20 protein-coding genes are annotated in these 20,694 nt (G+C 61.4%); 9 read left to right on the plus strand and 11 right to left on the minus strand.

All coding sequences use genetic code 11. The annotated features are described in order from the left end of the window. Positions 1 to 30: 30 nt before the first annotated feature. The 4 genes from DVJ77_RS16010 to DVJ77_RS16025 all read right to left on the minus strand — a co-directional run bounded on the left by DVJ77_RS16010 (position 31) and on the right by DVJ77_RS16025 (position 2,913). Positions 31 to 351, minus strand: coding sequence for a metalloregulator ArsR/SmtB family transcription factor (locus tag DVJ77_RS16010; RefSeq protein WP_114846516.1), 321 nt, complete (start codon positions 349 to 351; stop codon positions 31 to 33). Between the two features lie 85 nt (positions 352 to 436). Then, positions 437 to 1,156, minus strand: a complete 720-nt coding sequence (locus DVJ77_RS16015) for a pseudouridine synthase (protein ID WP_114846517.1) — start codon at positions 1,154 to 1,156, stop codon at positions 437 to 439. 21 nt (positions 1,157 to 1,177) lie between these two features. Then, positions 1,178 to 1,951 carry an ABC transporter permease gene (locus DVJ77_RS16020; RefSeq protein WP_114846518.1) on the minus strand — a complete coding sequence of 258 codons (774 nt, stop codon included), beginning with the start codon at positions 1,949 to 1,951 and terminating at the stop codon, positions 1,178 to 1,180. Next, on the minus strand, positions 1,948 to 2,913 hold the full coding sequence (locus DVJ77_RS16025; protein ID WP_114846519.1) for an ABC transporter ATP-binding protein: 966 nt from the start codon (positions 2,911 to 2,913) through the stop codon (positions 1,948 to 1,950). The genes DVJ77_RS16020 and DVJ77_RS16025 overlap by 4 nt, the downstream gene beginning before the upstream one ends. Positions 2,914 to 3,003: 90 nt before the next feature. On the opposite strand from DVJ77_RS16025, the gene DVJ77_RS16030 reads away from it, so the two are divergent. Together DVJ77_RS16030 and DVJ77_RS16035 are read left to right on the plus strand one after the other, a co-directional pair. Beyond that, positions 3,004 to 3,750, plus strand: a complete 747-nt coding sequence (locus DVJ77_RS16030; protein ID WP_114846520.1) for an FAD-binding oxidoreductase — start codon at positions 3,004 to 3,006, stop codon at positions 3,748 to 3,750. Positions 3,751 to 3,997: 247 nt separating this feature from the next. Next, positions 3,998 to 4,375, plus strand: coding sequence for a hypothetical protein (locus DVJ77_RS16035; protein WP_114846521.1), 378 nt, complete (start codon positions 3,998 to 4,000; stop codon positions 4,373 to 4,375). 22 nt (positions 4,376 to 4,397) lie between these two features. On the opposite strand, the gene DVJ77_RS16040 is transcribed toward DVJ77_RS16035, so the two are convergent. From DVJ77_RS16040 to DVJ77_RS16060, 5 genes are all read right to left on the minus strand, one after another. After that, positions 4,398 to 5,483 carry a fimbrial protein gene (locus tag DVJ77_RS16040; RefSeq protein WP_114846522.1) on the minus strand — a complete coding sequence of 362 codons (1,086 nt, stop codon included), beginning with the start codon at positions 5,481 to 5,483 and terminating at the stop codon, positions 4,398 to 4,400. A gap of 10 nt (positions 5,484 to 5,493) precedes the next feature. Next, the gene (locus DVJ77_RS16045) at positions 5,494 to 6,495 is read right to left on the minus strand and encodes a fimbrial protein (protein ID WP_114846523.1); all 1,002 of its coding nucleotides are present in this window, start codon (positions 6,493 to 6,495) and stop codon (positions 5,494 to 5,496) included. Then, positions 6,495 to 9,203, minus strand: coding sequence for a fimbria/pilus outer membrane usher protein (locus DVJ77_RS16050; RefSeq protein WP_162791523.1), 2,709 nt, complete (start codon positions 9,201 to 9,203; stop codon positions 6,495 to 6,497). The genes DVJ77_RS16045 and DVJ77_RS16050 overlap by 1 nt, the downstream gene beginning before the upstream one ends. Before the next feature lie 71 nt (positions 9,204 to 9,274). Then, positions 9,275 to 10,018 carry a fimbrial biogenesis chaperone gene (locus DVJ77_RS16055; RefSeq protein WP_114846525.1) on the minus strand — a complete coding sequence of 248 codons (744 nt, stop codon included), beginning with the start codon at positions 10,016 to 10,018 and terminating at the stop codon, positions 9,275 to 9,277. 93 nt (positions 10,019 to 10,111) lie between these two features. Next, complete coding sequence (locus DVJ77_RS16060; protein ID WP_114846526.1) at positions 10,112 to 10,651, minus strand: fimbrial protein; 540 nt, start codon at positions 10,649 to 10,651, stop codon at positions 10,112 to 10,114. A gap of 450 nt (positions 10,652 to 11,101) precedes the next feature. Here DVJ77_RS16060 and DVJ77_RS16065 point away from each other — a divergent pair, with 450 nt between their 5' ends. The 5 genes from DVJ77_RS16065 to DVJ77_RS16085 are packed head-to-tail and all read left to right on the plus strand — an operon-like array spanning position 11,102 to position 15,473. Continuing rightward, positions 11,102 to 11,740 carry a hypothetical protein gene (locus DVJ77_RS16065; protein WP_162791524.1) on the plus strand — a complete coding sequence of 213 codons (639 nt, stop codon included), beginning with the start codon at positions 11,102 to 11,104 and terminating at the stop codon, positions 11,738 to 11,740. A gap of 10 nt (positions 11,741 to 11,750) precedes the next feature. Further along, complete coding sequence (locus DVJ77_RS16070; protein ID WP_114846528.1) at positions 11,751 to 11,951, plus strand: helix-turn-helix transcriptional regulator; 201 nt, start codon at positions 11,751 to 11,753, stop codon at positions 11,949 to 11,951. Continuing rightward, a complete protein-coding gene (locus tag DVJ77_RS16075; RefSeq protein ID WP_114846529.1) occupies positions 11,948 to 13,549 on the plus strand; it encodes an alpha/beta hydrolase in 1,602 nt (533 codons plus the stop codon). The genes DVJ77_RS16070 and DVJ77_RS16075 overlap by 4 nt, the downstream gene beginning before the upstream one ends. Next, positions 13,546 to 14,280: an ABC transporter ATP-binding protein gene (locus tag DVJ77_RS16080; RefSeq protein WP_114846530.1), complete on the plus strand. Its 735-nt coding sequence runs from the start codon at positions 13,546 to 13,548 to the stop codon at positions 14,278 to 14,280. The genes DVJ77_RS16075 and DVJ77_RS16080 overlap by 4 nt, the downstream gene beginning before the upstream one ends. Then, entirely contained in the window at positions 14,277 to 15,473 is a 1,197-nt protein-coding gene (locus tag DVJ77_RS16085; protein WP_114846531.1) for an ABC transporter permease, read from the plus strand. The genes DVJ77_RS16080 and DVJ77_RS16085 overlap by 4 nt, the downstream gene beginning before the upstream one ends. Positions 15,474 to 15,854: 381 nt before the next feature. Here the strand turns inward: DVJ77_RS16085 and DVJ77_RS16090 are convergent, their stop codons facing one another. Then, positions 15,855 to 16,106, minus strand: a complete 252-nt coding sequence (locus DVJ77_RS16090; RefSeq protein ID WP_114846532.1) for a DUF3820 family protein — start codon at positions 16,104 to 16,106, stop codon at positions 15,855 to 15,857. Positions 16,107 to 16,250: 144 nt separating this feature from the next. Here DVJ77_RS16090 and DVJ77_RS16095 point away from each other — a divergent pair, with 144 nt between their 5' ends. Together DVJ77_RS16095 and DVJ77_RS16100 are read left to right on the plus strand one after the other, a co-directional pair. Beyond that, entirely contained in the window at positions 16,251 to 17,492 is a 1,242-nt protein-coding gene (locus DVJ77_RS16095; protein ID WP_114846533.1) for an MFS transporter, read from the plus strand. 458 nt (positions 17,493 to 17,950) lie between these two features. Beyond that, positions 17,951 to 18,913, plus strand: a complete 963-nt coding sequence (locus DVJ77_RS16100; protein WP_114846534.1) for a quinone oxidoreductase family protein — start codon at positions 17,951 to 17,953, stop codon at positions 18,911 to 18,913. A 13-nt stretch (positions 18,914 to 18,926) separates the two neighbouring features. Here DVJ77_RS16100 and DVJ77_RS16105 read toward each other — a convergent pair whose 3' ends face one another. Next, positions 18,927 to 20,438, minus strand: coding sequence for a B12-binding domain-containing radical SAM protein (locus DVJ77_RS16105; protein ID WP_114846535.1), 1,512 nt, complete (start codon positions 20,436 to 20,438; stop codon positions 18,927 to 18,929). Positions 20,439 to 20,694 lie beyond the last annotated feature (256 nt).

The raw sequence follows: 20,694 nt of genomic DNA on the forward strand, positions 1-20,694 counted from the left end.
TCCTGTTTGCGGCGGTGGTGCTGTGGGGTCTCAGGTGCTCTGTTTCATCGCGGCGCGTTTGCGTGATTCGCGTTTCAACGGGCCGGCTACCGGGCAGATCTCGAAGGTAAAGCTGGTGAGCGTGTTCACCAGGTTGTCTTTATTGATGCGATAGACCACGTACTGTCCACGCCGCTCGCTGTTGACCAGACCGGCGGTTTCAAGCACTGAAAGATGCCTCGAAATGGCCGGCGCGCTCATGTCGAAGCGACTGGCGATCTCGCCTGCGGTCAGCTCCTGGGCGGACAGGTAGGCAAGAATCTTGCGTCGGGGCTGGGAGGCCAGTGCTTCGAAGATGCGGTCGGCGGTCATTAGCTTTTAATCAATTAAAACATTGGTTAAATATATAAGCGCATGACACAAGCCTGTCAAGCGGTCGGTGATTACGGCTGCTCGCTTACCACTGGGTGCGGTTGGGCAGCAGGCCCTTCAGTTCCGCATCGGTCAGGTTGCGCCACTGGCCCGGCTTCAAGTGGCCGAGCTTGATATTGACGACGCGCACGCGGCGCAATTGGGTGACGCGATAGCCGAACGCGGCGGCCATCAGGCGGATCTGTCGATTAAGCCCTTGCGTCAGCACGATGGCAAAACCGAACTTGGCGATCTTGCGCACGCGACAGGGCTTGGTCATCTGGTGATGAATGCGTACACCCTTGGCCATGCCGCTGAGAAACTCGTCGGAGACGGACTTGTTCACCGCGACGAGATATTCCTTCTCGTGGTTGTTTTCGGTGCGCAGGATTTCGTTGACGATGTCGCCATTGCTGGTGAGCAGAATCAGCCCTTCGGAATCCTTGTCCAACCGTCCGATCGGAAAGACCCGCTGCGGATGATCGACGAAATCGACGATATTGCCGTCCACGGTGCGATCGGTGGTGCAGGTGATGCCCACCGGTTTATACAACGCGATATAGACGGCCTTTTTCGCCGCCGGCGTGGTGGCCAGAACGCGCGCGCGCACGACCTCGCCGTCCACGCGTACCTCATCGCCCTCCAGCGCCTTGGCACCGGTGGAAACGACTTCGCCGTTGATGGTGACGCGACCGGCGATCAGCAGATCGTCGGCTTCGCGGCGCGAGCACAGGCCGGCTTCGCTGATGTATTTATTGACGCGCATAGGTTTGCTGCTTTGATGAAGTTACGAACGCAGGCCAATGCCGCGCTTAAGCAGATGCAGCGCCACCGCCGACAGGCCGGCCACGAATACCAGCATCACGATAAAAGCCTCGCCGATCGGCACGTCGGCCTTGCCGAGCACACCGAAGCGGAAGGCGTTGACCATATACAGAATCGGGTTTATCAACGAAATGCTGCGCCAGGGTTGGCCGAGCAGGTCGATGGAATAGAACACACCGCCAAGGTATGTGAGCGGAGTGAGTACGAACGTCGGCACCAGGGCGATGTCATCGAACTTTTTCGCATAGATGGCGTTGACGAAGCCTGCCAGCGAAAACACGGTGGCGCCTAGCAGTACCGACAGAAAGGTAATGACCGGATGGACCACGTTCAAGTCGGTGAAGAACAGCGCAATCAACAGCACCAGCGCACCGACCACCACGCCGCGCACCACCGCGCCGATCACGTAGCCGAGCAGAATCACCCAGTTGGGCATCGGCGACACCAGCATCTCTTCCACCGCGCGGCTGAACTTGGCGCCGAAAAACGAGCTGGAGATATTGCCGTAGCTGTTGGTGATGATGCTCATCATCACCAGGCCGGGCACGATGTACTGCATATAAGTGAAGCCATGCATTTCGCCGATGCGGCTGCCGATCAGCTTGCCGAAGATGACGAAGTACAGCGTCATTGTGATGGCCGGCGGAATCAGCGTCTGCGTCCAGATGCGCATGATGCGCATGATTTCGCGGCGGACGATGGTATTGAGCGCTACCAGATTAGCCGAGGCCTTCATGCGGCTTTCTCCTTCAGCGTACCGTTGCGGCCGTTTTCGACCAGGCGCACGAACAGCTCCTCCAGCCGGTTGGTCTTGTTGCGCATCGAGGTCACCGTGATGCCATGCGACGACAGCACGACAAAGAGCGAGTTGAGGTCTTGCGAACGCGACATTTCAGCTTCCAGTGTGTGTTCGTCGATGCGGCGCAGGTTGATGCCGGCCAAGGTCGGTAGCTGGCCCGGCACGTTAGCCACGTCAAATACGAAGGTTTCCACATCCATCGTCGCCAGCAGCCGCTTCATCGTCGTGTTTTCGACAATGGTGCCGCGGTCGATGATGGCGATGTTGCGGCACAGTTGCTCGGCTTCTTCCAGGTAATGGGTGGTAAGAATCACCGTGGTGCCGGCAGCGTTGATGCCGCTGATGAACTGCCACATGGAGCGGCGGATCTCGATGTCGACGCCGGCGGTGGGCTCGTCGAGGATCAGCAGCTTGGGCTCGTTCATCATGGCTCGCGCGATCATCAGGCGGCGTTTCATGCCACCCGACAGCATGCGCGCCTGATCCTGGGCCTTGTCCCACAGGCGCAGTTCTTTGAGGTATTTTTCTGCGCGCTCCATGGCGATCTTGCGCGGGATGCCGTAGAAGCCGGCCTCGTTCACGCAGATATCGAAAGGTTTTTCGAACTGATTGAAATTGATTTCCTGTGGCACCAGGCCGATCAACTGCATCGCTTTGCCGCGTTGCTTGTTCACCGATATGCCAAAGACCTGCGCGTCGCCGCCGGTGGAGTTGACCAGGGACGAGAGGATGCCGATCAGGGTGGACTTGCCGGCGCCGTTGGGGCCGAGCAGGGCAAAGAAATCGCCAGGTTGCACAGTGAGGCTGATGCCTTTGAGGGCTTCAACACCATTACCGTAGGTTTTGCGAAGGTTATCGACGACAAGCGCTGGAGCCGAATCTATAAAAGGCGGGGACATGGGCTGCACCGAGGGGGCTAGCCCTCTATTATAGGGGGTCCTTCCTCGTCATCCGGTCCTGCCGGGTGCACACATTGTTCCGGAAACTCCATGGCCGATCATTTCACGCTGCGCCTCGTCGACAGCTTCATGCTTGCACCGACGGTGCGCCACCTGGTGTTCGAGCGCGTCGACGGCCTGCCGCTGGCCTTTATGCCAGGGCAGTTTCTGCAGGTACATTTTCACTATGACGACGGCACCGCGACCAAGCGCAGCTATTCGGTAGGCACGGTGGGCGACGGCAGCTCGCCGGTGCAGCGTATCGAGATCGCGGTGAGCTATGTGGACGGCGGCGCGGCGACCAAGCTGCTGGGCGACTTGCAGTATGGCGAAACGATCGAGGCCAGCGGCCCCTATGGCCGTTTCTGCCTGCAAGAGATCGATAGCCACGCGCGTTACCTGCTGCTTGCCACCGGCACCGGTGTCACCCCGTATCGCGCCATGTTGCCGCAGATCCAGAAGCTGCTTGCCGCTGGCGACCGCGAAGTCGTGCTGTTGTACGGCGCCCGTAACGAAACCGAGCTGCTGTATGGGGAAGAGTTCGAGGCCTTTGCACAGGCGCATCCGGGCTTTACCTACCATGGCTGCCTCAGCCGGCAGCCGCGCGCGGTGCCGCGTTCCAGCGATCGCTCCGGCCATGTACAAAACGTGCTGGCCGAGCTTCAGCCCAGCGCCGAGCGTGACATCGCCTACCTTTGCGGCAACCCGAACATGGTCGATGCGGCCTTCGCCGCCTTGAAGGATTTCGGCTTGCCGGTACCGCAAATTCGTCGCGAGAAGTACATCTCTTCGCGTTGAGTCGGCCGTGCGGCGGCACACTCGCTCGCGATAACCGCAGCTCCTGAGAAATCACTTTCAAGAGTCCGCCTAAGCGGCTGTTGGGGCGTAACTGCCTGAATTTATGGAAAACGACCGTTTGGCTATTAAAAGTGTGATGTGAATCACGTTTTTGTGACGCGCCGAGGATTCCGATTACAGCTCGACGGTGTGTTGCCGATAGATCCTGAAAGTGCCTAGCCATGTTGCAGGTGCAGTAGGGGGCGGTATGACCGGCTTGATTCGCAAGATCTTGGTTTTTTGCGTGTTGGTCGCGGCGTTTACAGCGCCGTCCATGGCAGTGGCAGCGGGCGGGCAAATAAGCTTCTCCGGCGCCATCATGGAGCCGACCTGCGGAATCGGTGCTGGTGGCATGGCCGCGATAACGTCAGTGTCGGCGGAGGGGACGATCCTGGGGCGGTTCGTCTGCGGCAGCGAGCCGGGTCAATCGAGCAGGCCGGCGGTGCAGCCCTACACCCTCAGTGTGGTGAATCTCGTTAGTACCACACTCGCCTCCGATCACTTGATCGGCTACTTCGTCCATTACTTGAAGGCCGCCGGCAAGAACGAGGCCGATCTGCGGCTGCTGACCCAGACCTACGAATAGCGCTCTCAGGTGCGAGCGACTTTTACTGATAGGTGAGATTGAATGTGGCCGTGGCCTTGACCCGACCGCTACCCACCGGCGAAGCCGTGCGGTAGTACTGGGCAAAGTAGGGAATCGACAGCGTTCCGTTAGGTGTGGCGCCATGGGGCTGCGCGCTATTGAAGGTGACCGGAGCGTTGCTGCCATTGAGCAATTGCACCCCGACATGGGCGGCAAAGCCGGCGCCGATGGTCGGCGCAATGACGCCGACGGCCGTACCGGGTTTGGCGGTAGTCATCGTGATCGATACCTTCGAGCCGGACTGACAAGTCAGATTGACCTTGAATGGGGTTTTCCCGGTCGTTGCACCGACACTGGCGAACGCGCTGGTGCTGACTTGCGGCAAGACGACGCTGAGGTTCTGCGAATCCATGTTCACGCTGCAGGCGACCAGGCTGACCTTGCTGCCGGCACCGAGATTGAGATTGGCAATGGCACCTGAGCTGGCGCTGATGCCGTAGATGTACCAATAGAACTGCATCAGGCGAATCGATCTCACGGTGCCGGCGGTGACCGGCCCGGTCTTCACCCATTGCGCGGTGAATGTCTCGCTGATCGAGTTGGCGGGGTAGGTAACCGCGCCTGCCTCGAAGCCAGGCGTGTTGCCGGGGCCGCAGCGAATGCATGCGTTATCCGATGCCTGGATCGGGTTGGCGGTCAGTTTCAGGGCGATGCCCGGTACGTTGGTGGCATAAACGATGCCGCCGCCGCTGACCGGGTCAGAGGCATCGCGGGGCGCCAGATTACCTGCCTGGATAGTGGCGGTCTGACCGAAGGTGCTGCCGTCGTAGGGCAGCCCGGTGCAGGTGAAGGTCATCGTGACGGACACCGGCGTACCAAGCAGAGCGCCCACTGGCGTGCTGGGCGCGACAGTGACGCTCGGCAGGCTGAGCGTGCTGGTCGCGGCATGGCAATGGACGGCCAGAGCCTTGCTCGGCATCCAGCCGAGGCAGACTAGGGCAAGCAGTAGCCACATCATCCGAGGGGTGCCGCGTGCGCCGATTTTGCCGCACTTGTGGTTCAGGCCGTCGCTCTTGCCCGGCCCCATCGTGTTCGTTCTGACGTACATACTCGGATAGCTACTGATACGACATCGTGAAAGTAGCCGTAGCTGTGACTGTACCGGCCGTCACCGGGCTGGCGGTCTGGTAGTAGCGGGCGTAATACGGAATGGTCAATGTGCCGCTCGGTGTCGCGCCGACGGTGGTCGTAGTGCCGAACGATACCGCGGTAAAGTTTTTGTCGATCAACTGCACGCCGATGTTTTTGGCCCGCCCGGCGCCGGTGGTCGGCGCGATCACACCGGGCGAGCCGGCGAAAGGGGCGGCGGTATCGAGCGTGATCGCCAACGTGGCGCCAGCCGAACAGGTCAGTGAAATCGCAAACGGAGTGCTGCCTGCGACAGCGCCAACGCCAGTAAATGCAGTGTTGGACAAGGTCGGCAAGGTCACGTTGATAGCGGTGGTATCGACCGAGCAGGCCGGGTCGAGGATGGTTACCGAGTTGGCCAGGGTGAAGGCTTCGGCCTTGAGATTGTTGTCGTACTGCCAATACGCCAAAGCGCCTGCGTTCAAGGTACTGCCACTGACGATCGGACCGGTCTTTATAAGCTGCAGCCCGGAGGTGACCGAGAGGTTGTAGCCACCGGCGGCGATCTGGCAGCAAGGGTAGGGCTGTAGAAACGTACTCGAATTGTTGTGGCTGATGCTGTAACTGAGACCGGGAATGCCGGTTGGAAATACAGTCACCGAGGTGGCCGGCGTGGCTCCCACGGCGTTCACCACACCGTAGTTCGAGGTGCCAGTGCAATTGATCTGCGAAGTCGTCGACGGGGCGACTTGCGGCGAGGTGTAAAGCACGGTGCCGACCGGTGCGTTGAACGCCACGGTAATGGTCGTGGGGGGAGAGAAATTCACCGGTGCCGTAGTGCCCACTGAGAAGCTGCAGGCCGCGCTGGCCAGCGCGGGGGCCAGCATCAGCACAAGCAGGATAAGCCATAGCGCCATGTGGCGATGGCGGCGTCCGAACGGCATGGTTGTCCGGGTGTCCGCACGAGCAAGTGCTGCAGCAGCCTGTTGCATCAGCCGCCACTCCCGGCCGGGGCGGAGACGGCGGTGCAGGTCGCTTCGATCTTCTCGTAGGCTTCGGTCTGCGTGCCTTTCTGTCGCGGCGTCAGTTGGTAGGAGAACGGGCAGGTCATCGCGGTGTCATCCTCGTTTTTCCATTGCACGTTGAGTTGCCCACTGTCTTTAACGCCACGCACCAGGATGCGGCCCGCCTGACCGACCACGCCCAGTGTCTGGCTTTGTTCGTCGACCACTTCGGCGCCGAACGGAACGACCTGGCCGTTCGCCTGGCGCACCCGCACGATCAGCGAGCGCCCGCTCGATGTCTTGAACTTCACCATCACCACCGAACCGGCATGCGGCGCGACCTGCGCGCTGGTGGCATCCAACTGGACGCTCAAAGGCAGGCCCTTGGGGTCGATCTGCAAAGTGTTGAGGTTGTACGGCGACAGATAAGGCACCAAGGCGTAGCCGAAGCGGTCAATGCGCACGCCGGCCGCATTGAGCACGCGCGCGCCATGAGCATCCGGCGCCACCACGATGGCGACGGTGTCGCCCATCGGTTGACCGAAGGTGATCCCGCCCGGATGCGCCACGATGCCGCCGGACACGCCGAACGAAGCCTGTGAATAGTTGCTGCCCTTGCCGTAGCTGGCATTGAGCTGGGCGAATGGGCTGCGATAGCCCGCATAAACGGTACCCGCGTTGCCGCTGCCGCTACCCTGGTTGTCATGCGAAGCGGTGGCGCCATAGCTGAACTGATTGTCGACACCGGCGCTGCCGTTCAACATCACCTGATTGAGCGTGCGGCCGTCACTATCGTGATTGACGCTGGCGCCGAACATCGGTGCGTGCGCGCTATCGCCCAGTGGCAGGGTAAGGCTGGCGAAAAACTGACTGCTGTAACGGCCCAGCACATCGCGCACGCGGGTGGCCGAGACGCTGTAGCTCAGGCGACGGAAGGTATTGTTGTAGCCGAGCTGAAATTGCACGTCGGTGCCGTTGCGGTTCCAGTAATCGCGCGCCGAGGCAGTGGCATATACCGAGCCGCCGCGCTGGCCCAGGCGCTGGCTCAGGCTCAGGTCGAAGCGGCTGCGCTGGCGGTCGAGCTGCGCTGCGTAGGGCGTGAAATTGTTCGAGTTGGTGCCGAGCAAGGCCTGACGCTGTGCCGGCGTCAGCACGCCCGGTAGCTGCGTACCGTTTAGCGCACCGATGACACTGGGGTCGGTCGGGTCGATATAGCGATAGCCGCGTGCGTAATCGCGCGCAGCCAACGCATCGCGCAAACCCAGATAGCCGCTGGTCGAGTAGCGGTAGGTGGCTACGGTCAGCGAGGTATCGGTATCGGGCAGGATTTTGCTGTAGCTCAGTCGCACGCTCTGGCCGGTTTGCGTGGACTGGCCGGGAATCTCGGTGCGCGCCGCGGTAAGGTCCATCGCGAACGCGCCGTAACGGGTATTGAGTGCGCTGCCGATCTGCACCGCGCCATAGCCGGTGGAGGCCACCAGGCCGGCATAGCCGGTCAGCAGATTGTTGAAGCCGTGCTGCATGGTGGCCTGGGCCAGTGCCGGGTGCGAGCGCAGGCTGGAGTCGTGCAGTTGGCCGGCTACGATGGAGAAGCGACTGACGTTCGGGCGCAGCAGTTGCGGCACCGATGCGTAAGGCACCGAGAAGGTATGCACGCGGCCGTCGGCTTCGGTGACACTGATATTGAGGTCGCCACCATAACCGGTCGAATACAGGTCGTTGATGGTGAATGGGCCGGGCGACACCGTGGTCTCGTAAATCAGCACCCCGTTCTGGCGCACGGTGACCTTGGCATTGCTCTCGGCGACGCCGCGCACGGTCGGCGCATAGCCGCGCAGCGAGTCGGGCAGCATGCGATCGTCGGTCGCCAGTTGCACGCCGCGCACGCTGACGCTGTCGAACAAATCGCCGCTGGTATAGGAGTCGCCCAGAGTCAGTTGCGCGCGCAGCGAAGCGATGTCGCGGCGCACATACGTGTCGATGTTTTGCCAGCGGTGATGCGCAGGGCTACCCGCTACACCCGACTGCCACAGCATCGAAGAATCGTGGCGCAGGTGCCAGGCGCCGATGTTCAGGCCGGCGTTCAAGCCTAGAAAAGAAGAGGTCTGGCTGATCCCGCCGCTGGTGCTGCGGTAGCTGTTGAAGTTGTAGTTGAGCAGCGCCGCCGGCACGCCCGAATCCCAGTACTCCGGGCTGACGTAGCCACGCGGCCGGTAGCCCATCCAGGCCTGCGGCACGCTTACGTCCAGGCGCAGGTTGGGTTGATCGAACGTCATGCTCGCGCTGGGAATGAGCTGGCCCAGCTCGACACAAGATGACGAATCGGCGAGCTGGGCTTTCTGTTCGGGCGAGAGCTTGTCCAGCGGCAGGCCCATTTGCTCGAACAGCGCTTTGGTAACACAGGCGTTGGCGCTGGCGTCCGGCGTCGGTGCGGCGAAACGCACGTCGTTGCGGCCAACCCATACGTTGTTGAGATAGACATCAGTGCGATACACGCCGGGCAATACCGGATTGCTGCGTTCGAAGCGCGAGAGGTCGCCGGTGTTGCGTCCCGCGCCGGACAGCAGGCTGCGGTCGAAGCTGGCGTCCACTGCCGCCGAAGCATCCGCGCCGGAAGGCGCCGCGGCACCAGTGGCGGCTGCGGGTGCCGCAAGCGTCGCCGCCGGCCAGCCAGCGAGGACAACGGCGATGGCCACGCACAGCAAACCGTAACGGCACGCGGAGAACCCGCGTGCGCGTTGTTGACGGTTTGCTATGCGCTCGGCAATCACGGCGCGATCGTGCTCGTGAAGGTGGCCGGGGCCCCGAAGTCGTTGAGTGCGGTGAAGCTCACCGGCGTGCCTGCCGCCGGCTTGTTCGCCAGCGCTTGTACCGGCAGGCGCAGGTCGGCCATCGGCGCAACCATGCCGGTCTCGGCGGTCAGCGGTTTACCGGCGACGGTCAGCGACAGCTCGGTAAGCGTGATGTAGTACGGCGTCGGGTTATGTACTTCCAGCGCGACGTTCTTGCCATCGGCCACGGCCTTCCAGGTTAGCTGGGCCGGTGCCTTCAAAGGATCGCCCGCGAGATTGGCGGGGCGGTAAAAAAGCTTCAGCCGCGAACGCAGCGCGAGCTGTAGCAAGTTCTGGCTTTGTGCTTCGGCGCCCGTGGGTTTGGGCGGCACTTCCAGCACGTTGAGCCAAAACAGCGATTCGCGATCGGCCGGCAATTGCTCGTGGGTGTAGACAATGCGCAGGCTTTGCTCTTTCTTCGCGTCCATGCGGAACAGCGGCGGAGTAATCAGGAAGGGCACATCCACCGACTCGGGCGTGGAGTGCGCATCGCCACGGTCGATCCAGGACTCGACCAGCACGGGCCGCTCGTTGTCGTTGGTGAGGCGCACGGTGACCTCGCCGTCCTTTGCGGGAAACACCACGCGGGTGCCGCCGATCAGCACATTCGCATGCACGCCGGCGGCGCACAGGCAACAAGCCAACAGGCCCACGCGCAGTGCGCAGACAAACTTCCTCATCGGGGAAACCTCATTGCGATCGTGGTGCCGCCTTCATTGGCAGCGTTGCGCCGGAACCGCCATGAGCGGCTCCGGCGCGATGCGTCACGCGACTTACTGGTACTGCATGGTGAACTGAACGCTGGTAGCTACGCTGCCGGCGCCAGCGGCGGCGGTGGCGTAGTACTGCGCGTAATAGTTCAGCGTGCCGGCGCCAGCGGTCAGCGTGCCTTGAGCGGAGTTCTGTGCCGTGCTGCCGTTGGCCAGATTGATTACCGACAAGTCATTGTTGAGGAGCTGCACTTCGACGCCGGTAGCGGTGCCGGTGGCATTCTTCAGGTTGCCGTCGGCCATGATGGTCGGGCCGGTTTCGAAGAACGTGGTGGCCTTGGTCAGGGCGCCGCAATTGCTCAAGGCAATGTTGAAAGCGGCACGGCCGGCGGTTACGCCGCTGGCGTACAGCGAGGTGGTCGACACGGTCGGCAGCGTCACTGCGATCGCGGCCGGGCTGTTCGCGCCATTGATCTTACAGGTGGAGGCCGTAACGGTACCGTTGATGGTGATCGTGCCGTCCACGGCGCTAGCCGTGCGCGGAGCGATCGCAACGATGCCGAGCCCGGCGAGCAGTACAGCGGAAAGAAGCGTTTTATTCATACCCTGTGATCCTTTAGATAAAAACGTGATGTTGGTTAAGACGGATTCCGACGCATTCCTGGACAAAACAGCTTCGAGCTTCCCGATTGCGTCTACCTGGCTGCTGGGCAATCTCCCCCCGACGTGCGGTCGGCCGGCTTTCCAGATCGCTTGGGGGGCTATAAGCAGTAATCGGGCCAATACGTGATGTCGATCACAAATTTGTCGGCAGTGAGTCCCTGGCACACTGCATTTTCTGGGCAAACCGCCGTTAACCAGGCGCCAATTTCTTAGCCCCGGTCCAAAAGTGACGGTCTGCGTCAGATTTTTGCCGTGAAGTCCCCGCAAAGCAAAGACTTTTCTTTGCATTTACCCCATAAATGTAAAGGGTGCTTGACATGAGGTAAGCCCTGCCGCTAACGTACCGATGTCAAGCTTACTTGACATTACTTAGGTAAAGCCGAGGCTTCCATGCAAAAGACGTCTGCATCAGATCGTCCCCCTGCGTTGCGCAAGACCGAGTCGTCGTCGGTAGCCATCGCGGCCAACCAGCGCTCACCTTGGCGGCGATGGTTGCTGCTGTTGGCCTTCGTGCTGATGGGCGTTGGCGTGGTCTGTGTGGAGAGTGGCGGACGCATCGCAGGTATGGGCGCGCTTTGCGCGGCAGTGGGGATGTTTTTCTGGATTGGTTATGTAATGAATCCACGTGAGTATGTGCGCGCGGTCGATCGTCGCTACAAGCGCGAGTTCACCGCGGCGATGACGGCTTATGTACTCATGATGCTCTTCGTCTGGCCGCTGGCAGCTCAGACACAGCTCTTATGGGTGAAAGCCTTGATCGCGCTGCTGCCGGTGGTGCCGATCGCTCTAGTCATTCGCGCGATGGTGCGTTTCGTTCTGGGCAGCGATGAATTGCAGCGGCGGCTGCATCTTGAAGCGCTGGCGCTGGCTACGGGCGTGATTGGTTTGCTCAGCATGGCGTTGGGTTTTCAGATCGCGGCCAAGGTCATCGCGCTGGATGGGACGATTCTGTTTTGGGTCTATCCGGGGCTGTGTGTCGTTTATGGCACGGCGCACTGCTGGGCCGAGCGGCGTTATCGCGCCGAATGACGACCAACCCATGAACAACCGAGTCCGCGAATTGCGCAGCGACAAGGGCTGGTCGCAGGCCGATCTGGCCGAGCACCTCGACGTGTCGCGACAAACCATCAATGCCATCGAAACCGGCAAGTACGACCCCAGCCTGCCGCTGGCTTTCAAGATCGCGCGCCTGTTCGGGCAGCCGATCGAAACGATATTCGAACCTGGAGAGAACGAATGACGATCAAGGGACGCACAGTGCGGCGCCTTGTCGCCTTGGCGATAGCGCTGGGCCTGCTCGGCTGGAACTATCAGCATAAACGCGGCCAGCAAACGACCGATGCTGAAACACCGGCCATCGCGCCAGCCGCGTCAACGGCTAAGCCCGTACAGGCCAAGCCAGCCACCTGGCAGCTCGGCCGGTTGACCTTGACGGCCTGCGAGTTGGCTCAGCCCAACAGCGGGCTTTCGACGGCCGCATGGTGCGCGCCGTTCGATGTACCCGAGAACCGCGACGACCCCGGCAGCCGCAAAATCACCCTCAAGCTGGCGGTGATTCGCAGTAACGCGCAAGTGGCCAGCCGCGACATGCTGGTGCTGCTCGCCGGCGGGCCGGGGCAAGCGGCGACGGAATCCTGGTCGGGCGTTGCTGCCGCATTGCAACCTTTGCAAGCCCATCGCCATATCGTGCTGCTCGATCAACGCGGCACCGGCAGCTCGCATCCACTCGATTGCAAGCCAGGCGCCGAGGCCGACACGGATGACGAAGAGGGCATCAGCGGCTTCAATCCCGGCAAGCTGCGCAACGAGGCGACTCGCTGCCTCAAGCAGCTCGAAGGCAAGGCCGATCCGCGCTACTACACCACCACCGTAGCCGTGCAAGATCTCGAAGACGTGCGCCAGGCACTCGGCACGCCCACGCTCGGCGCGCCGACGTTCAACCTGGTCGGCGTGTCCTACGGCACGCGAATGGCCCAGCAATATCTGCTGCGCCATCCCGATGCCGTGCGCAGCATGGTGCTCGATGGCGTGGTGCCCAATACCTTGGTGCTTGGCGAAGATTTCGCGCCAAACCTGGATGCCGCGTTGAAAGCGCAGTTCGCGCGTTGCGCCGCCGATGCGGTTTGCAAACAACGCTTCGGTGACCCCTACCAAACGCTGTATCAACTGCGCGATGCACTACGGGCGAATCCGCATGCGGTCAGTTTTCGCGATCCGCAAACCTATAAGACTGTGAAACGGCCGCTCGACGAATACTCACTGGCCAGCGTGGTACGCATGTTCGCCTATACGCCCCTCACCGCTGCCTTGTTGCCGCTGTCGATCGATGCCGCCGCCCATGGCGATGTCGGCCCGCTGCTGGGGCAGGCCAAACTGCTGTCGGGCGACTTGGCCGACACCATGAACGGCGGCATGCAGTCTTCGGTGATCTGCAGCGAAGACGCCGACTTGCTCACCCCACGCCCGCAAGACGCCCACAGCATTCTCGGCACACGCATGATCGATACCTTGCAGGCCGTGTGTTCGGTATGGCCCAAAGGTACGCGCCCCGCCGATTTCCATCAGCCGTTGAAAACCGACAAACCGGTGTTGTTGTTATCCGGCGAATACGATCCGGTGACACCACCGCGCAACGGTGACGAGGTGGCAAAAGGCCTGAGCAACGCCCGTCATCTGGTGCTTAAAGGGCAGGGACACAACGTGATCGCCGCCGGTTGCGCACCCAAGCTGCTCAAGCGCTTTATCGAAGATCTCGCACCGGCCAAGCTCGATGCAAGCTGCCTGGATCGGCTGCAGGCAACACCGATCTTTGTCGACTTCAACGGAGCCACGCCATGATCGAAGTCAAGGATCTGCATAAAACTTTCGGCACGGTAAAGGCGGTCGACGGGGTCAGTTTTCGCGCACGCGATGGCGAAATCACCGGCTTGCTCGGCCCCAACGGCGCCGGTAAAACCACCACTTTGCGCATGCTCTACACCTTGATGGCGCCGGACCAGGGTCAGGTGCTGGTGGATAACATCGACGCAGCCGTCGATCCTTTGTCCGTTCGCCGTCAACTCGGCGTATTGCCCGATGCACGCGGTCTATACAAGCGGCTTACCGCGCGCGAAAACATCGACTACTTCGCCCGCCTGCACGGCTTGCCCGAGGCGTTGCTGAAAACCCGGCGCGAAGCCTTGATCCAAACCTTGGAGATGGCTGACATCGCCGACCGGCGCACCGAAGGCTTTTCGCAAGGCCAGCGCGTAAAGACTGCTATCGCGCGGGCGTTGATCCATGACCCGCGCAACGTAATCCTCGACGAGCCGACCAACGGCCTGGATGTGATGGCCACCCGCGCGCTGCGTCAATTCATGTTGCAGCTCAAAAACGAGGGGCGTTGCGTGCTGTTCTCCAGCCACATCATGCAAGAGGTGGCGGCGCTGTGCGATCGCATCGTGGTGATCGCCCATGGCCGCGTGGTAGCCGACGAATCGCCGCAGGCACTACGTGAGCAAACCGGCGAAAACAATCTAGAGGATGCCTTCGTGAAAATCATCGGTAGCGACGAGGGCTTAGCCGCATGAAGACCCCAGCCATCCGTAGTCGTACCTTCATCACCGTCTTTTTGAAAGAAGTGCGCGAAAATTTGCGCGACCGCCGCACCTTGATAAGCGCCTTGCTCACCGGCCCGTTGTTGGCGCCGCTGATGTTCGTGATGGTGCTCAACATCGCGCTACAACGCGAGTTCGACAAAGCCGATAAATCGTTGTCTGTGCCGGTGATCGGCGCCGAGTACGCACCGAACTTGCTCAATGCGCTCAAGGCCGGCGGTGTCGTACCCGGCCCCGCGATTGCCGACCCCGAGCAGTCGGTGCGTAAACAAGAGAATGATGTGGTGCTGCGCATCGCACCCGACTACGCCACCTCTTGGCGCAAAGGCGAGCCGGTGCAGGTGGAGTTGATCTACGACTCTTCGCAGCGCGATGCGAATACCACGGTAGAACGCGTCAGCAACCTGGTCGAAATCTATGCGCGGCAACAAGGCGCCATGCGTCTGGTGGCGCGCGGCTTGTCGCCGGGAACGGCCGTGCCGGTGACCGTGGCGCGTCGCGATCAGGCCAGCGCACAAGCGCGTGGGGTGTTGATGTTCGGCATGCTGCCGTACTTCTTCGTCCTCACTATTTACATGGGCGGCATGTATCTGGCGATCGACCTCACCGCCGGTGAGCGCGAGCGGCAATCCCTGGAGCCACTGTTTGCCAACCCGGTGCCGCGCTGGAAAATTCTCGCCGGCAAGCTGGCTGCCATCTGCGCGTTCTCTACCTTGAGTCTGCTGATAAGCCTGGTGGCCTTCGGCATCGTCGGCCGCTTCGTGCCGGTCGAAAAACTCGGTATGGAGCTGGAGCTTGGCCCGCGCTTCAGTGCCAGCGTGTTGTTGATGTCGCTGCCGCTCATCGTATTGCTGGCCGCACTGCAATCGATGGTGGCGGCCTTCGCCAAAAGTTATCGCGAGGCGCAAACCTATCTCTCGTTACTGCTGCTGGTGCCGGCGATTCCCAGCGCGCTGCTGAGTGTGTTTCCGCTGAAGGCGCAGGACTGGATGTATGCGATGCCTTTGCTGGGTCAGCACTTTGGCATCATGCAGTTGTTGCGCGGCGATGGCTTGAGCATGCATCAGCTTGGTTTGTGTATGGGGGGGAGTGCGGCTGCGGCGTTGTTGGCTGTGTTGGTGACTGCGCAGCTTTATCGGTCGGAGCGGTTGGCGATTTCTGGGTGAGGTTGTCGCTCGCTGGTTCGCCTGCGGCGGGCTTTCGAACCCCTGCCGGGGCCCGAGTCACTTTTCTTTGCTTGCTCAAAGAAAAGTAACCAAAAGAAAGAGCACCCCGGTGAGTCGCCCTTCGGGTGCGTGAGGGTCGGCCGGGCTTTTCGACAGTGCATCCATGCACTGGCGAAAAGGACTCGGCATCCATGCCGAGTCCCCTGCGGGCCTTGTCGTCCGACCCTCACCGACGCACAGGGGCCCCAAGGTCAAGAGCAACAGCAACGTCAAAAGCAGCCGCTACGCCGCTTTTGCCCCTCCTCTGCGACCGAAGGGAGTCCCCTTTTCGGGACTTGCAGGGGGAGGCTGGGGGTGGGTCAGGCCTCGCCTGGTCGCCCATCACTCACTAGGCGCCTTACCCTGCAACGAAGGAAACGGCGCCCGTCCCCTTAACGGATCCAACAACGACGACAGCCCGTTGTGATCCAACTCCAACATCAAAGCCAATAGCCGGCCAAGCTCGCCTTGCGGGAAACCTTTGCGGGCGAACCAGGCCAGATAGTTGCCCGGCAGATCGGCAATCAACCGGCCCTCGTACTTGCCATAAGGCATCTGGCGAGTGACGAGGAGTTTCAAGTCTTCGGGCTTCATGGCAGGGAACTGACGGGCGAGCGGGGCCGATCACTTTGTCATGGCATGGTGCGTTCGTCACCTGTGCCTTTATGTCGAAGGCCACGCTGGCGTTGCCATCGGGATTTTGCATTGGATAATGCGGCAGCCCGCCCAGGAACACTCATGCCATCGACTTCATCCGTTTCGACGGACTCGCTGTTTCACCATCGTGCCTATGTCGCTTTCTGGTTCGCCCGGATTTCTTCGAGTTTCGGCATGCAGATGCTTTCGGTGGCTGTCGGCTGGCAAATCTACGCCATCACCGGCCGCGCGCTCGACCTTGGCCTGATCGGCCTGGTGCAATTTTTTCCTTCGGTGCTGTTGGCGTTGCCGGCAGGGCATATGGCTGACCAGTTCGTGCGGCGGCGTATCGTGTTGTTCGGGCAGATCGTCGAATGGATCGCGATTGCGCTGCTGGCCGGCATGACCTTGTTGCATGCGATCAATGAAATCGGTGTCTTGGTATTGCTGTTTATCATCAGCACGGCCAAGGCGATCGAATCACCTTCGATGCAGTCGATATTGCCGGCGCTGGTGCCGGCGAACCTGCTGCCGCGTGCCGTGGCAGTGAATGGTTCGGCGATGCAGGCGGCGATGATTATGGGGCCGGCACTCGGCGGCTTTCTGTATATAGCCGGCCCAGGCGTCGTCTACATCGTGTCCGCCGTGTTGTATCTGCTCTCCATCACGATGATGAGCCGGGTGCGCTACGAACAGGCACCACCGAAACGCGAGCCCGCCACGCTGAAGACACTGTTTGCGGGCGTGCACTTTATCCGAGAGCGCAAAGACGTACTCGGCGTGATCTCGCTCGACCTGTTTGCGGTATTGCTCGGCGGCGCGACCGCCTTGCTGCCGATTTTCGCGAAAGACATTTTGCACACCGGCCCCTGGGGGCTCGGCCTCCTGCGTGCGGCACCCGCGGTGGGCGCGTTGTTGATGTCGTTCTGGCTGGCACGGCACAGCATGCAGCGGCACGTCGGCACGATCATGTTCGCCTCAGTGGCCGGCTTCGGCGTCGCCACGCTGGTCTTCGCACTATCCACCGTCTTGTGGCTGTCGCTGATCGCACTGTTTGTACTCGGCGCGTTCGACATGGTGAGCATGGTGATCCGCGGCTCCTTGGTGCAGCTCGATACCCCCGATGCGATGCGCGGCCGCGTGAGCGCGGTCAACGGCATTTTCATCAACACATCCAATCAGCTCGGCGAATTTGAATCAGGCTTGCTTGCGGCCTGGCTCGGCGCGGTCGGAGCGACTGTGGTTGGCGGTGTCGGCACTTTGGTGGTCGTTGGATTATGGATGGCTATGTTTCCCACGCTGCGGCGACGTCAGCGATTGCAGATGGGAACTGGGAAAGCGTGAAGGGGCGTCGCGTGAACGCACCCCCTCCCAGCCTCCCCCTACGACCGAAGGAAGTCCCTTTTTCGGGACAAGTAGGGGGGATGGGCAAAAGCCACGCTCGCAGCTTTTGACTTTGACTTTGCTTTTGATCTTGCTCTTGACCTTGGGGCCCCTGTGCGTCGGTGAGGGTCGGACGATCAGGCCCGCAGGGGACTCGGCATGGATGCCGAGTCCTTTTCGCCAGTGCATGGATGCACTGTCGAAAAGCCCGGCCGACCCTCACAAGCCCGAAGGGCGACGCGCGGGGTGGCCTTCTCTTTGGTTACTTTCTCTTGGCCACTCAAGAGAAAGTGACTCGGCCTCCGGCAGGAGGTCGAAAGCCCGCCGCAGGCGAACAACCTAGCGACCACAGAACGGACGCAGCAGGATCTAAAATACCCCTCCAACCACATGCCACATTTCAGCTTTCGGAGCCACCCATGCACGCCCTGATATTCGACCGATTCGGCGGTCCCGAAGTGCTTCGCTGGGACACTGTAGCCGACCCATCACCCGGCCCCGCACAGGCCGTGGTGCGAATGCAGGCAGTCGGGCTGAACTTCGCCGATGTCTATCGACGCAACGGCAACTATCACCTCAGCGGGCAGGCACCATGGATTCTCGGTTACGAAGGGGCGGGCGTGATCGAGACGGCCGCCGCCGGTGATTCCCGCTTTCCGGTGGGGACACGGGTCGGTTTTGCGGACATGCCGTATGCCAATGCGGAGCGTGTGGTCGTCGATGTCGATAAGCTGATACCGCTTAGCGACGACATTCATGTCGAAACGGCGGCAGCCGTATTGTTGCAAGGTCTTACCGCGCAGTATCTGTTGTCGGACAGCTTCAAGATTCAAGCAGGCAACACCGTGATCGTCCATGCGGCGGCCGGTGGTGTGGGTCTGTTGCTGACGCAGATGGCGAAAGCGGCCGGTGCGCGCGTTATCGGCGTGGCATCCACTGCGGCCAAATGCGCGGCGGCGATGGAGGCTGGCGCCGATACTGCTATCGGCTACGAAAACCTCGTCGACAATGTGCACACGCTGACGCATGGACGTGGTGCCGACGTGGTTTACGACTCGGTCGGCCGTACCCTGGGCGATAGTCTTGCGAGCGCACGCACGGGCGGAACCGTGGTGTTCTATGGCATGGCGGCGGGCGACCCCGATCCGGTCGATCCGCGACTGTTGATGGATCGTTCGCTCACCCTGACCGGCGGCGACCTGTGGAACGTGCTGACCAGTGCGGATATCCGACGCGAACGCGCCGCTGCGCTATTCGCGCAGATTCGCGCCGGTAGCCTGGTGCCGCGGATAGCCGGGCGCTTTCCCTTGAGCGACGGCGCGAAGGCGCATGCGTTTCTGGAGGGCCGCGAGGCGATCGGCAAGATCGTACTCACGCTTTGAAGCGCATTGCCGTTTAGGCGTCCATATGCCGAGCCTGGCGCTGCGGCGCGGCCAGGTATTGCTCGCGCACTGCGGCCTTTTCCTCGGGGGTGCGGCGGCCCTGGCCGGCATAGTCGCGAGCGATGACGGCGGTAACGGTGGCCTCGTCGTAGCCGTCCAGGCAAAGCCATTGACTAACCAGGCCGGCCAGCCGGTGCAGGGCGATCCGATGCGTGGCATCAGTTTCGGAATACAGCCAATCGGCGAAAGTCATAAAGCGGGCGAACGGCGTATCGCCGAGAATCAGCGGCAAGGTGTGGCCGAAGCGGCCTGAGTTGGCGACCAGGTCCCAATAACGTGCAAAGCGCACCAGCCGTTGCATTTCGGCGAAGTCGATGCGGTCGGTGGCGAGAATCGTGTACGGCGGGTAGGGGTCGAAGATCAATCCGTAGGTTTCGGTATGACGGATGATCGGTGTGCCGCGCAGGCGCTTGAGGATGCCGAACTGAATCTCGTGCGGCCCCAGCGCAACCAGCCGATCGAATCCGCGCGCAAAGCTTTCCACATCTTCGCCGGGCAGGCCGGCAATCAGATCCACATGCAGATGCGCGGTGGACTGGGTCATCAGCCAACGGATGTTTTCCTCCGCCTTGGCATCGTTTTGCCGGCGGCTGACCAGGGTTTGTACATCTGGATTGAAGCTCTGGATGCCGATTTCAAACTGCAGCGTGCCGGGCGGAAACTTGACGATGCTTTCCTTCAGCGCCTCGGGCAGGTGGTCGGGCACCAGTTCGAAATGTGCGAATACCGGATCGTTCGGCGCCGCTTCGAGCTTGTCCAGAAAGAACTGAAGTATCCGCAGGCTGCTTTTGATATTGAGGTTGAAGGTGCGGTCGACGAACTTGAACAAGCGCGCGCCGCGCGCATGCAGCGATTCCAATTCGCCCAGGAAACGGTCGAGCGCGAACGGCCATGCGGTCTTATCCAATGCCGACAGGCAGAACTCGCATTTAAACGGACAGCCGCGCGATGCTTCCACGTATAGCGTGCGCTGGGCCAGATCGGTAGCCGAATATTCGTTGTAAGGCAGGGCGATTTCGGCCATCGGCGGTTGCCGTCCGGCGATGATCTTCTGCGTCGGCGGCGCGCCGTCAAGAATGGCGCGGCACAGCTCGGGAAACGTCACGTCGCCCCAGCCGGTAATCAAGTAATCCGCCGCCTCGACAATCGGCTGCCCGGCCGACTCGTAAGAGACCTCGGGGCCGCCCAGCACGATCACGATCTCCGGTGCGATGCGCTTGATGAGCGCAACCACGCGGGTGGTTTCCTCGACGTTCCAGATATAGACGCCGAAACCCAGAATAGTGGTGCCGGTGGGGGCACGGCGCGCGAGTAGCTTTTCGACGATCTCGGTGGTTTTCGTACCGATCACGAATTCGTGCAATTCCATTTGCTCCCGCAATTCGCCCGCATTGGCCATCAGGTAGCGCAGGCCTAATGAGGCATGCGCGTAGCGGGCGTTAAGAGTGGACAACAAGATGGTCATGAGGGGGACGACGGGAGTATTTGGCCCGATATGGTACGTCACGAAGGAAATCTGAGGGTCGAAAGCCCTTGCGCGCCGCAAGAACGCACCCCCTCCCAGCCTCCCCCTACAAGTAGGGGGAGGGGCAAAAGCGGCGCAGCGGCTGCTTTTGACGTTGCTCTTGACCTTGGGGCCCCTGTGCGTCGGTGAGGGTCGGACGACAAGGCCCGCAGGGGCATCGACATGGATGTCGATGCCTTTTCGCCAGTGCATGGAT

The sequence above is a fragment of the Dyella tabacisoli genome (genome assembly GCF_003350925.1).
GTDB classification, from domain to species: domain Bacteria; phylum Pseudomonadota; class Gammaproteobacteria; order Xanthomonadales; family Rhodanobacteraceae; genus Dyella_C; species Dyella_C tabacisoli.